We start from the raw sequence: 12,958 nt of genomic DNA, 5'->3' as shown, positions 1-12,958 counted from the left end.
TTATATGGGAATCACTCCGATTAAAACTGAAATCAATGTCATGACCAATGTGGTCAAAAAGGCATATTTAAAAGTAAACCTTTGATGGTCCGCCAAATCCACTTTTGCCAAACCGATCAATAAAAAGGTTGCGGCTGTCAAAGGACTTAAAGGGAAGCCCGTGGTCATTTGCCCCATAATTGCCGCTTGACCCATGGTTGCAGAAGCTATACCAAATTCGTTGCCAGTTTGTGCCAATATGGGCAAAAATCCAAAATAGAACGAATTGGGGTCGAACAAAAAGCTAAGCGGCATACTCAGTATCGCCAGAATAAGCGGTAATCGTTCACCCGCAGCGGTCGGAATAACGTCCACGGCACTTTCGGCCATGTTTGCTATCATGCCCGATTCTTTCATGATCCCTGTAAAAACGCCAGCTGCCAACAATATGGAGGCCATTAAAATGGCAGCTCTTGAATGGGAAAAAATCAAATCTTTTTGTTTTTCCAGACTTGGAAAGTTCAACATCAAGACCAAGACTGACCCGATCATAAAAACCAGGGCGGGAGGAACGGTGCCGGAAATTAAAAATACAAGTGCTAAAATGGTTATAATAATATTGAGCCAAAAGTTTCTGGTTTTGGAAGGCATGGTCGGCACATCTGCCCCCATGGTTTCAATTTCTTCCTTGGCTACCGTGTTTTTTTGAATATTGAGGCGTTTGGATTCTTTCTTGCCCAACCGCCAGGCAATGAAAACAACAAATAAAAGCCCGCAAATCTGTGGCAGCATAATAGGGGAATATATTTCCGCCACGCTTAAGTTGAGCGCTGATGCTGCACGGATGGTAGGGCCGCCCCATGGAAGCATGTTCATGGTGCCCGCTGCCAAGGATACGACGCAAGCCAAAACGCGGCGATCCATTTGGAGTTTTTCATAAAGGGGCAATATGGCCGGGATCACGATTAAAAAGGTGGTGGCTCCTGAGCCATCAAAATGTACCGTCATCGCCAACAAGGCGGTGCCAATGGCAATTAATGTCGGGTTGGTGCCCACCCATTTTAAAATGGTGTTTATAATGGGATTGAACATTCCCGCATCGGTCAGTATCCCAAAAAATAGGATGGCAAATACGAACATGGCCACAACAGGAGCAATGCTTTTGATTCCGTCCAGCGCAAAATCAAACGTTTCCCAGCCAAATCCAGCTAGTAAGGCGCCTACTACGGGCACCAAAATCAGGGCAGCCATGGCACTCATCTTTTTTGTTAGGATAAGTACCAATAAAACAATGATGATAAGCAGACTGGTTAAAAGCAAACGTGGAGGATTTTTTAATTAAACGTTAGTTTGTTCCCTGATTTACTTGATTGAAATGATAACTCTTTGGTACCTGGTCAAAGCAGGGAAGCCAGTATCCGTACCTTCAACAATGATATGGTATTGTTCCCCGCTTTTGGCGGTTTTTGGAATTTTAACCGATACCACATCAGTTTTTATTTCAACGGTCGCAGCTCCATCACCAGCTTCGGCATAGGGCCAAACCTTAAAATAGACAGGGTGTTCGTCAATATCTTCAGCAGAAAGATTGAGAACAACCTTTTCTCCTGGGTTTGCATTAATCGAATTCCCTTGCGATACAGAAATCTGTGGAGGATGGTTGGCTTCTTCAAAAGGTTTGATGCACCAATCGGCACGGGCGGCAAAATCGAGCTGCATGGGTTTTATCCAACGGGTCTGGGGATAGCTTTTGTCCATTTCTCCTGTTTCAGGATTTAAATCGGCCGCTGCTTCACCATCTTCAAAACGGTATGGATTTTCGGTCGATTCCTCAAAGCGACCGCTCCAACCACCTCGGGACGGGTCTTCGTAGTTGTCCAGACCCACATCCACCAAATGTAAAAACGCAGGGGAATCTCCTTCTGAGATGAAATCGTACTTGGAAAAATTGCCACGCTCGGTATGTGCAATTTTTGAAATATCCCCTTCAAAATGATTAGGGTCTCCTTCTTGTTTTTGTCCATCCCCGTAAGAATAATATTTTGTAAACAATGGACCATGGTTATTGATGATGTTCGGCCCCATAAAACTCCCCTCTAAATAGGGTTGCTGGCTCTTGGGAACCACTTGTTTCCATGGGTAGGCAAAGCACCAAAATTGGTTGGCATTGTAAAAGACCCGTATGTTGGGCCAATTGGGTCCGATGTATTTTTTATAGGTGGCATCTTGGTCCATGATGGTGTAGATGATGGCCTTTTTTGATACTTTTTTCTTGATTGTTTCCCAATCTTTATGGCTGGAATAGTCTTCTTCGATTGATTTTAGGGCACGGGCAATGGTATTGGTTCCGCCCCAGGCCTGAAGAAAAATTTCGCGAGGGTCATCATCCAGCAATTTTTTTGCTATCCATTGCGAACCTTCGGTGCGTTGGTCCATTTCTCCCTCAAAATCTATGTTGCCCACTTTTACCAGCGCCAAAAGTTCTTCTGGGGTGGGGTAGTTTTTATCATGAAGCAATAGGTTGGGATGTACTTTGGCATATTCGGCCAGCAGTTCCTGTATCCAAGTGGTTCCAGGCCATCTCAATTCGCTTCGTTCACCATACATATTTCGGGTCATTTCCATTTCGGAGACCATGGTGGTTCCCTTGCCATCACCCTTCCAATGCCACATGGAACTGGAATAGATCAATCCTTCGGTCTCAAATTCGTTGGTGTACATCAAAAAACGAATAAAGGTGTCCACATCGTCTATTTCACCATCGGTGGTAACAATGGTTCGTTTATGCTCTTGTTGCGCCATAACGGAAAAGGACATGAATAGGAGTGGCAATAAAAGGTTGAATTTTGTCATTTTGGTTCTGATGGCCATCAATTTTTATGTTGATAGTGGGTTTGTTTGATCATAAAATGGTTTCCGAGGGATGTTTCCATGGCCCTCGATACTGATGTTTGAGCAATGAAGAGGCTTCCGCATCATCAACAATAATCCTTTTTTGTGGATCATAAACCAATGGGCGTTCCAATCCCATGGCAAGGTTGGCCATAATGCAACTGGCTGTGGAAATATGCCCCTGCTCTACATCGGCAACAGGAAATCTATCACTTTCGATGGCATCCAACAAATCCAACATGTGGCCCCGTGTAGCTGGTGCGGTATGGAGCTCGATATCCTTTTCCTTTAAATCCTCTGGATATTTTTCACGTTCGTAAACCACTTCTTTTTTAATGGTTTTACCATCGTTGGGAATAAACTCGTATTGGTGCACACTTCCCTTAAAAGTTCCTTTTTCCCCATAAATAAAGAAGGCCCAAGGGTAATCTGGGTCTGTTGGAGTACCCCAACTACGGTGTTGCCATACGCAATTGAGCTCTTCAAATTCGAAAATGGCGGTTTGTGTGTCGGAAATGTTGGCTATGGAATCTTTTTGCACGTAAACCCCTCCGGTGGAGCTTACTTTTTTGGGCCATCCGAGACCGAGCATCCACCGAACGGCATCCAACATGTGAACGCACATATCGCCAACAATACCATTTCCGTACTCCATGAATGCCCGCCATCTTCTGTGCGGAAGACCTACGTAGGGCCTTAATGGAGCTGGTCCGGACCAAAGATCGTAATCAAAATGATCGGGGATTTGTTGTACCGGTGGATTGGCATTCCATCGCATGTGATAGTAACAGCACATTTCTACATGGGATATCTTCCCCAATAGTCCGGCATCGATAATATTTTTCTTGCCTTCGATCAAGTGGGGCGTGCTTCTACGCTGTGTGCCTACTTGTACTTTTTTGCCCAGTTTCCTGGCCGTGGACAAAATGGCTTCGCCTTCCAAAACATCGAGACTGATGGGTTTTTGCAGATAAAGATGTGCCCCTGCTTCCATGGCTTCGATGGCTTGTAGTGCATGCCAATGATCGGGCGAACCTATCAAAACGATATCTAAATCCTTTTCGGCCAGCATTTTGCGGTAATCGCTGTACAATCTTGGCTTTTTACCGGATTTTTGTCGCTGGGACACCAAATGTGCAGCTTCGTCCAAGTGCTTTTGGTCCACGTCGCAGAGCGATACTACTTCTACATTGGCAACCTGAATCAGTTTGAACAAATCACTTACCCCGTACCAACCACAGCCTATTAGCCCTACATTCCACTTTTTCGAAGAATACATCAATTCCATGCCATACGCACCAAATGATGATAAGGCCAAGGCAGCAGAGGTGCTGGTCAGAAATTTTCTTCGGTTGATGTAAAAATTTTTAGAATCCATTATAGGCTCCATTTATTGCCTACTTCGCTTAAAGGTAGGCATCCATTATAGGCACCGGGAATTGGATCGTAGTTCAAAACATTTTCACCGATTTCCTCAGAGGTAAAGTATCCCCATAGGGCTGTTGATTTTAATGAACGGTAGAAGCCTACGGGTTCTGGGTTTCCTACGGCGGTTCCCCAAACAGCACTACCAAATTGTCCCGAGTTTTGTTCGGCCTTTTCCAAAACTTTGATTTGGTCTGATTCGGAAAGGTTCACAAAGTTGTCGCCAAAATCGGAAATACAATCGGCGTTGAACTTTTCTATTTCTTTTCTAACATGGTTTTGACCGTCTGCATCGTATAATCGGGCATAGACCTTATCGATAAAAATGTCAACTTTCACATCCAAAGCGCCCGGTGTTTCGGTGCGCGGTAAGATCATGTCCACTATTTTGGATATGAATGCCGCTTCGTCCATGGTCAAAAATTGCGGTTGCCAATCAACCCGTGTTTCGTTTTTACAAGATTGAAGTATGGATAATAATGAAGGGCCTGCAACGGCAACTGCGGCCATACTTCCTGTGAATTTTAAAGCTTTTCTGCGGTCCATAATCAAATGTTCATTTTTTTAAGTTCTTTCACGGCATGGTCAGCAGCCCTTGCTGTAAGTGCCATATAGGTAAGTGACGGATTTACACAAGAGTTGGAGGTCATGCAGGCGCCATCGGTCACAAAAACATTTTTTACGGAATGGATTTGATTGGTTCCATTCAAAACTGAAGTTTTTGGATCACGGCCCATACGTGCGGTCCCCATTTCGTGGACACCGTATCCGGGCTCATGCTCATTATCAAACCCAAGAACATCTTTGACTCCCGCTTTTTCCAACATTTCCACGGCATCTTCTTGAATTTGTTTGTTTTGTGCCAGTTCATTTTCTTTATACTCACAATCTATGGATAGGGTAGGTTGTCCCCATTTATCGGTAACCTCCTTGTTGAGGTACACTTTATTGTCGTGATAGGGCAAACACTCGGCAAAACCAGTAATGAAGAATTCCCAAGGTCCTGGCTTCATGATACTGTCCTTGTAATCCCCACCGAATTCTTTACGATTGGCAGCTTCACTGTTTCCCATGCGATAACCGCCGCCTTGATAACCAAAACCACGCAAAAATTTATCCGTTTTGGAGTTTTCGTCGATATTCCAATAGCGGGGGATATAAATTCCGTTGGGTCGGCGACCACTGTAGTATTTGTCCTCAAAGCCTTCAACCTTGCCCAGTGCGCCTACACGGTAGGTGTGGTCCATTAAGTTATGGCCCAGCTCACCGCTATCGTTGCCCATCCCTTCAGGAAAGCGATTAGAGGTGGAATTCAATAGTATTTGGGTGGTACTCAAGGTAGAGGCGTTGCAGAAAACAATTTTGGCCTTGAATTCGATGTCTTCATTGGTCTCGGCATCAATAATTCGTACTCCCGATGCTTTGCCTGTTCCTTCATCATACATAATGGACTGCACAATGGAGTAAGGTCTAAAAGTAAGATTCCCGGTTGCATTGGCTGCTGGCAAGGTTACGGCATTACTGCTAAAATAGGCACCGTATGGGCATCCTCGGCTACAGCGATTACGGTATTGGCATTGTCCCCTACCATTTAAGGGTTGGGTTAAATGTGCCACACGGCCTATGATCATATGTCTTTCGGGGAAGTCACGCTCAATTCTTTTTTTGATGTGTTTTTCAACACAGTTCAACTCCATGGGAGGTAGAAAGTGGCTGTCGGGAAGCTGGGGCAGCCCAAGTGCCTCGCCACTGATACCCGCAAACTTCTCCACATAGGTGTACCACGGTTCCAAATCTTTGTAGCGTATGGGCCAATCTACTCCGTGACCGTCTTTGGCGTTGGCCTCAAAATCCATTTCGCTCCAACGGTAGGTCTGTTTGCCCCACAATAGGGAACGTCCTCCCATTTGGTGACCGCGGATCCATAAAAATGGTTTTTCTTCGGTATATGGGTTTTCTTCATCATTGGCAAAAAAATGTTCGGTATCCTGACCAATAAACCCTGAGCGTATGGCCTTATAATGTTTTTGTTGTTGTTCTGGGGTAAGTCCGCCACGAAGTTCCATGTCCCAAGGATCCAGATGGGCTGTGGTGTAGTCTTTTGGATGCTCCACTATGGGGCCGCGCTCCAAAACCAACGTTTTTAGTCCTTTTTCACAAAGTTCTTTGGCGGCCCACCCTCCACTGATCCCAGAGCCGATTACAATGGCATCATAGGTGTGTTTGGGGTCGGCATCTATATTAAAATTTGGCATTGGCGTATTCGGTTTAGGATTTAAAGGTTGGGATTATTTCCTTATTTTTTAAAGTGATTTTGTTATAATTTATGTCTTTTCAACTTTTTCCTTGTCAAAACTATAAAGGTAAGGGGCCTTGTTGGCCGCACCGGTATACAATTTCTCATGTCGTTTTAAAATATCCATACTAAGCATTTTCCGTTGGAAGGTGGTACGTCTAAATTCTTTGTTTAGAATGGTCTCATACACTTTTTGTAATTCCTTCATGGTAAACTTTTCGGGCAAAAGATTTTCTCCGATGGGTTTTTTTCCAAGGTCATTTCTAATGGACTCCAATGCTTTTTCAACAATCTCAGCGTGGTCTATCATTAAAGTTGGCAACTTGTTGATGTCATACCAATTGATGGAATCCGAAAATTTGTCGGGAGTGGGCTGTACTTGGTTGTAATTGATCAATGCATAATATCCAATGGTGATGAATCTATCCAAAACCCAATGGTCGGAAGATATGGAATAGCCTTTTCCGGCAGCAATCTTTTTGAAGGGGTAGGAACTGTCCCTGTTCTTTTTTCCAAACGTGTGAAACTGTTCTAAATGAATTTTTTCCAGACCCGTTCTTTCCCGAACCCCTCTTTTAACAGCATCGTACAAATCTTCATCTCGCCGAATAAACCCTCCGGGCAATGCAAATTGACCGGAATTTTGATATTCCAAGATCAATATTTTCAATTCTTTTCCAGTAAAACCTAGGATTACCGTATCGTAGGCAATGTTGGTTATATGTTCTGATTCTAATGGTAGCATGTTGTAAACATCGCAAAATTTACATCAAAAAAATATAATTACGAAAAAAAGAAAGTATTATTGTAACAAATTGATACAATAAATGGGGGCAAATCGAGAATATAAAAATATGTTTTGCCCATGTTTCTGGCTTCAGGAACGGTTAAGCGAAAAAAAACAATGCACTTCCCGTTTAGGTTCATATTGAAAATGGTAATGTAGAAGGAAACTACGGTAGCCATTCAGAAATATTTTGTCAATTCTATTTTACATGCTAGTCCCAATGGTGAGAAATTGCACAATTGGCCGAATGCCAAAACAACTGATGGCGATCCACTAAAAATGGTTATTGCTTAGGGGCTTAAATAGCTGTTCTTAAGTGTGGAGGATCGCCACGAATTTTTTGGGTGGAAAATGTGTTGACCAATGAAAGATTGAACCATAACAAATAGGTGCTTTTTTGTTGTTTTTTAAACGCAAAAAAAGGAATGTTTATAGCTCATTAAACATCGGTTTGGCCGCCATGTACAGTTGGCTGCGGATTTTTCGTAAATATCAAATCGCATTTTATGAGGGAGTTGAATTTTATTTTTGCAATATATAATGTTAAAATATTGCCAATTGTAAAATTTTAACTATTATTGTTCCTGATTGAGACAATATGCACGGTCGAGATCAATCAAAATAACTAAACTAAATAGACTATCTATGAATCAAAACAAAATTCAGATTTTGACAGGGTGGGCTGATTCGGTAAAAGCGTTTCAGACATTCTTTTTGTCAATGACAATGATGTTGGTGGGTGGATCTGCATTAGCAGCGGCCCCGGACTTGGGTGAAGCCACTTCACCCCCTTACCAAGTAACCATAACAGGTACAGTTGTGGATAATTTTGGAACCCCTTTACCTGGTACCAACGTTATTGTAAAGGGTACCACTAATGGTACACAGACAGATTTTGATGGTAATTATTCCATTACAGCTGCTTCTGATGCTACCTTGATTTTCTCTTATGTAGGATTTAAAACCACTGAGATTCCAGTAAACGGTAATACTACCATTGATGTTACTATGGAAGAGGATGCCGCGGCACTGGATGAGGTAGTGGTAACTGGGTATGGTACCCAAACAAGAGGGGAATTAACAGGTTCTGTGGGAACAGTAGATGTGGAAGAAGCCACTAAAACACCTGTTGTTAATGCCGCAGAAGCCTTGCAAGGGCGTGTCTCCGGTGTTACAATTACCAACAATGGTTCACCAGGAGCATCTCCAGTGGTGCGTATTAGGGGATACGGAACAGGTAACAGCAACGACCCCTTGTATATTATTGATGGGGTGCAAACAGACGATCCTGGCATCTTAAACTCAATAAACCCTGCCGATATCGAGCAGATGAACGTTCTTAAGGATGGTGCTGCCGCTATTTATGGGGCAAGGGCATCCAATGGTGTTGTGATTGTAACTACCAAAGGTGGCGGTTATAACCTGAACACGGCAAAAGTTTCGGTGGATATGTACACAGGATTCTCTGTGGCAACCAATTTACCGGATATGCTGAACACTCAGCAACATGGGGAAATGCTTTGGCAAAGTATCCTAAATGATGGTGGAACACCTTCGCACCCGCAATATGGTAATGGTCCAAGTCCTGTGATTCCTTCTACGATTCAAGGGGTTCCTGTTACTATGAATGTTAAGCCTGGGGGTACTGACTGGGTAGAGGAAATCTACAGAAGTGCCATTACCCAGAACGCTTCCATTACTTTGGAAAATGGCAACGAAAAGTCTAAATTCCTTTTCTCTGCATCATATTTGAACCGTCAAGGTATTCAAATCCATACTGGTTTTAAAAGAGGGAATGTGCGATTGAACTCTGAGTTTAAAATCGGGGATAGAATACGGATTGGACAACACGCCAATATTTCTTTTGATAGAAGAAGCGGAGGACAATCTTGGTTTAATTTTGCACAAAGGATGTCTCCTTTGGTTCCTGTTTATGATACGGATGGCAATTTTGGCGGTAACTACAGTAACGATACAGGTTTATCCAACCCTAACAACCCTGTTGCGGAAGCTACCCGACAAAAAGATAATTTTGCCAAGACCTTTAGGGTATTCGGAGATGTTTACGCCACATTGGATATTATTGACGGACTACAGTTCAAAACCTCTTTTGGTGGGTCTATTAGAGCCTTCAACGATAGACGTTTTAGGCCGTTGATCCCAGAATCTTCCGAGCCTATCGCCACAAATACATTGACGGAGGCCGATCAGGATAATTATGAGTGGGTTTGGACAAATACTTTAAACTACAACAAATCTTTTGGCGATCACAGTATAAATGCTTTGATCGGTATTGAAGCTTTGGATAACCACGGAAAAGGAAAAGAAATTTCCAGAACGGATTATTTCTTCGAAACACCGGACTATTATTTGTTGAGCAATGGTGCTGGTGCGCCTAACGTAGCTTATGCTTACGATAACGCTAACTCCCTTTTCTCTTTGTTCGGGACTGTAAATTACGATTACGATGGTCGTTATTTATTGACGGCAACGGTACGTCGTGATGAATCCTCTAGATTTGTTGGGGACAACAAGAGCGATATATTTCCTTCGTTCAGTGCAGGATGGGTAGTGAGTAACGAATCTTTCTGGCCGGTAGATTCCTTTGTGAGTCGATTGAAACTTAAAGGTTCTTGGGGGCAATTGGGTAACCAAACACTTCCGGTCAATAACCCAACAACCAATATTTCAGCCTTGAGTGAGCAATATGCGAATTATGTTTTTGCAGGTAGCGGTGGGTTTGCACAAGGAGCGATACTATCAGCAGCAGGTAACCCTAATTTGAGATGGGAAACCAGTGAAACCACCAACTTTGGTGTGGAGCTTGGTCTCTTTGATAACAGATTGAGCCTTTCTGCGGAATATTTTAATATCAAAACCAAGGATTTGATCAATCAGGATGAGCAATTGTTCAGTTCAACAGCTATTGATGCCGCTCCACCTTATGTAAACTTGGGTTCTATTGAGAACACAGGAGTGGATGCAACCTTAAGCTATTCTGATCAAACCGATTCTGGATTTAGCTACGGAATTGACCTTAATTTCTCGCATTACAAAAACGAGGTGGTTGATTTGATCAGTGCTTTCCAAACAGGCTTTGGAGGTTTTAGAACTACAGGAACTGTTACTAGAACGCAAGAAGGACAGCCAATTTCATCTTTCTATGGTAGAGTGGTCGAAGGTATTTTTGCTTCGGAATCCGAAGTGTCCTCAGCGGCAGATCAAGGATTTGCGACTCCTGCAGATGGTGTAGGAAGATTTAAATATGCAGATTTGAACAATGATGGCGTAATCAATGATGACGATAGAACCTTTATCGGTTCTCCTCACCCAGATTTCACTTATGGTATCAACTTGAGAGCTGCCTATAAAGGTTTTGATATATCAGCTTTCTTCCAAGGATCGCAAGGGAACGAAATATTCAACAACGATAAAGTGTATACCGACTTCCCAACCTTCTTTAATGCCAACAGAAGTGTAAGGGTGCTGGATTCATGGACTCCTGACAATTTGGATGCCGAATTGCCAGCGTTGAGCCAGAGTATATCAAACAATGAAGGTACGGCAAGTTCATTCTTCGTAGAGGATGGTTCCTATATGCGATTGAAAAACCTTCAAATTGGTTACACTTTTAATGAAGAGGTTTCTGGTTATTTGGGAATGGATAGTGTTCGTTTCTACCTTCAAGGAACCAATTTGTTGACTATAACCGATTATGATGGAGTAGACCCAGAGCTACAACCCAGATTTAATGGCGGTGCTGTAGATAACCTTACTATAGGGGTTTCGGACAACAATTACCCATTAGCTGCAATCTATTCCTTCGGAGTTAATCTAAAATTTTAAAAAAATGAGAAAGAAGATATTATTTTCAACAATATTTGCAGGTCTGTTGCTATGGGCCTGTAGCGAAGATTTCACAGAAAAGCCCGCTACAGGGGCACTTTCGGATGAAGCCTTACAAAATGCTTTAGGGGTAGACCTAAAGTTGACAGCGGCCTATTCCGCAATGGACGGTGAACGTATAAATAGACAAGGAGAGGGTGTTGCCGCTGGTGGTGATAATTGGTGGACTGATGTGGTATCCGATGATGCCCACAGGGGTAGTACCGATGGGGACAACACGGCCCTGTTTCAAGTTGAGACCTTGGACTGGCAAACCGGTAACAACTGGTTTTTAGGAAGATGGAGTGCACTTTATGGCGGGGTAAACCGTGCAAACGCCGTTTTGGATTTGATCAATCAGATTGAGGAAGGTGATTTTACCCAACAAGAGGGAGAAGCATATTTTCTAAGAGGTTATTACAACTTTGACCTGCAGAAGTTTTATGGATACCCTTCTTTTATTTCAGTGGAGAACTTGGTTAACACAGAGTTTAACCAACCCAACCCAGGCCCTATTTGGGCTGAAATCGAAGCTGATTTTCAGGCAGCCATTGATAGACTAGGGGATGATATTATTGTTGGTAGAGCCAATGCTTGGGTTGCAAAAGCCTTTTTGGGCAAAGTGTATTTGTACCAAGGAAAATACGAGCAAGCCTTGCCATTGTTCAACGATGTGATCAACAACGGACCATATTCATTGAACGAGCAATATGTGGACAATTTCAACCTTGCCGGTGAAAACGGACCGGAATCTATGTTTGCTATTCAATTTGCTTCGGATGATGGACGTTCCTTCAACGGAAATGGTGCCGGTACTTTGAACTTTCCAGGCGGAGGGCCATTGGGTACTTGCTGTGGTTTTTACCAGCCAACACAAGACTTGGCAAATGCCTTTCAAACAGACGGTTCCGGATTGCCATTATTGGATTCCTATGCCGCTACTGATGTAGCCAATGATTATGGAATCAACAGTGACGAGCCTTTTACGCCCCACACAGGGCCACTAGATCCACGAATTGATTATACCATTGGTCGAAGAGGTATTGATTACAATGGATTCGGTATACACCCAGGTAAAGAGTGGATAAGGGCGACCTTTGGTGATATTTCAGGACCCTATTTGCCCAAAAAGAATATGTATCAAGCCGATGAAGTGGATGCCCAACGCGGTACAGGGGGTTGGGGATCGGACTGGTCAGGTATCAACTACAACGTAATGCGTTTCGCAGATGTGTTGTTGATGGCAGCTGAAGCAGCTGTTGAGCAGGCCAACCCAAATTTACCTTTGGCTTTGGAATATGTTAACCGAGTACGTAACAGGGCAAAAAATATGACCCCAGTGCAAACAGTCGATGGTACAGGAGATGCTGCCAATTATCAAATTGAACCTTATGCATCCTTCGGAAGTCAAGACTTTGCTAGAAAAGCAATCCGTTTTGAGCGTCGTTTGGAATTTGGTATGGAAGGACATAGATTGTTCGATTTGAGAAGATGGGGCAATGCGATGGAAACGATAAATACGTATATCCAAAACGAGGGTGAAGATTTCGATCAAGCGGGTTACGGCACTAAATTTGGAACATATCAACCAAAACATGATTTATTCCCTATTCCTATTAATGCCATTGACCAAAGTGGTGGTGTGTTGGAACAGAGTCCACTGTGGAAATAATAAAAGTAGTCTGAGTTAGTTT

At 43.1% G+C, this 12,958-nt stretch carries 8 protein-coding genes; 2 read left to right on the top strand and 6 right to left on the bottom strand.

All coding sequences use genetic code 11. The annotated features are described in order from the left end of the window. From GO009_RS15110 to GO009_RS15085, 6 genes are all read right to left on the bottom strand, one after another. Positions 1–1,299 carry a CitMHS family transporter gene (locus GO009_RS15110; RefSeq protein ID WP_163627371.1) on the bottom strand — a complete coding sequence of 433 codons (1,299 nt, stop codon included), beginning with the start codon at positions 1,297–1,299 and terminating at the stop codon, positions 1–3. A gap of 42 nt (positions 1,300–1,341) precedes the next feature. Then, the gene (locus GO009_RS15105) at positions 1,342–2,850 is read right to left on the bottom strand and encodes a nucleoside hydrolase-like domain-containing protein (protein WP_239057485.1); all 1,509 of its coding nucleotides are present in this window, start codon (positions 2,848–2,850) and stop codon (positions 1,342–1,344) included. A gap of 31 nt (positions 2,851–2,881) precedes the next feature. Further along, positions 2,882–4,249, bottom strand: a complete 1,368-nt coding sequence (locus GO009_RS15100) for a Gfo/Idh/MocA family protein (RefSeq protein ID WP_163627367.1) — start codon at positions 4,247–4,249, stop codon at positions 2,882–2,884. Further along, on the bottom strand, positions 4,249–4,842 hold the full coding sequence (locus tag GO009_RS15095; RefSeq protein ID WP_163627365.1) for a gluconate 2-dehydrogenase subunit 3 family protein: 594 nt from the start codon (positions 4,840–4,842) through the stop codon (positions 4,249–4,251). Before GO009_RS15095 ends, GO009_RS15100 begins: the two co-directional genes overlap by 1 nt. Positions 4,843–4,844: 2 nt before the next feature. Then, entirely contained in the window at positions 4,845–6,551 is a 1,707-nt protein-coding gene (locus GO009_RS15090; protein ID WP_163627363.1) for a GMC oxidoreductase, read from the bottom strand. A gap of 69 nt (positions 6,552–6,620) precedes the next feature. Beyond that, a complete protein-coding gene (locus GO009_RS15085; RefSeq protein WP_163627361.1) occupies positions 6,621–7,337 on the bottom strand; it encodes an NUDIX domain-containing protein in 717 nt (238 codons plus the stop codon). Positions 7,338–8,024: 687 nt separating this feature from the next. On the opposite strand from GO009_RS15085, the gene GO009_RS15080 reads away from it, so the two are divergent. Together GO009_RS15080 and GO009_RS15075 are read left to right on the top strand one after the other, a co-directional pair. Continuing rightward, entirely contained in the window at positions 8,025–11,225 is a 3,201-nt protein-coding gene (locus GO009_RS15080; RefSeq protein ID WP_163627359.1) for a TonB-dependent receptor, read from the top strand. Between the two features lie 4 nt (positions 11,226–11,229). Then, positions 11,230–12,936, top strand: coding sequence for a RagB/SusD family nutrient uptake outer membrane protein (locus GO009_RS15075; RefSeq protein ID WP_163627357.1), 1,707 nt, complete (start codon positions 11,230–11,232; stop codon positions 12,934–12,936). The last annotated feature ends 22 nt before the right edge of the window (positions 12,937–12,958 follow it).

The organism is Allomuricauda sp. TY007, from assembly GCF_010468565.1.
Classification (GTDB): Bacteria; Bacteroidota; Bacteroidia; order Flavobacteriales; family Flavobacteriaceae; genus Flagellimonas.
This window is presented reverse-complemented; position numbering and strand designations above follow the sequence as displayed.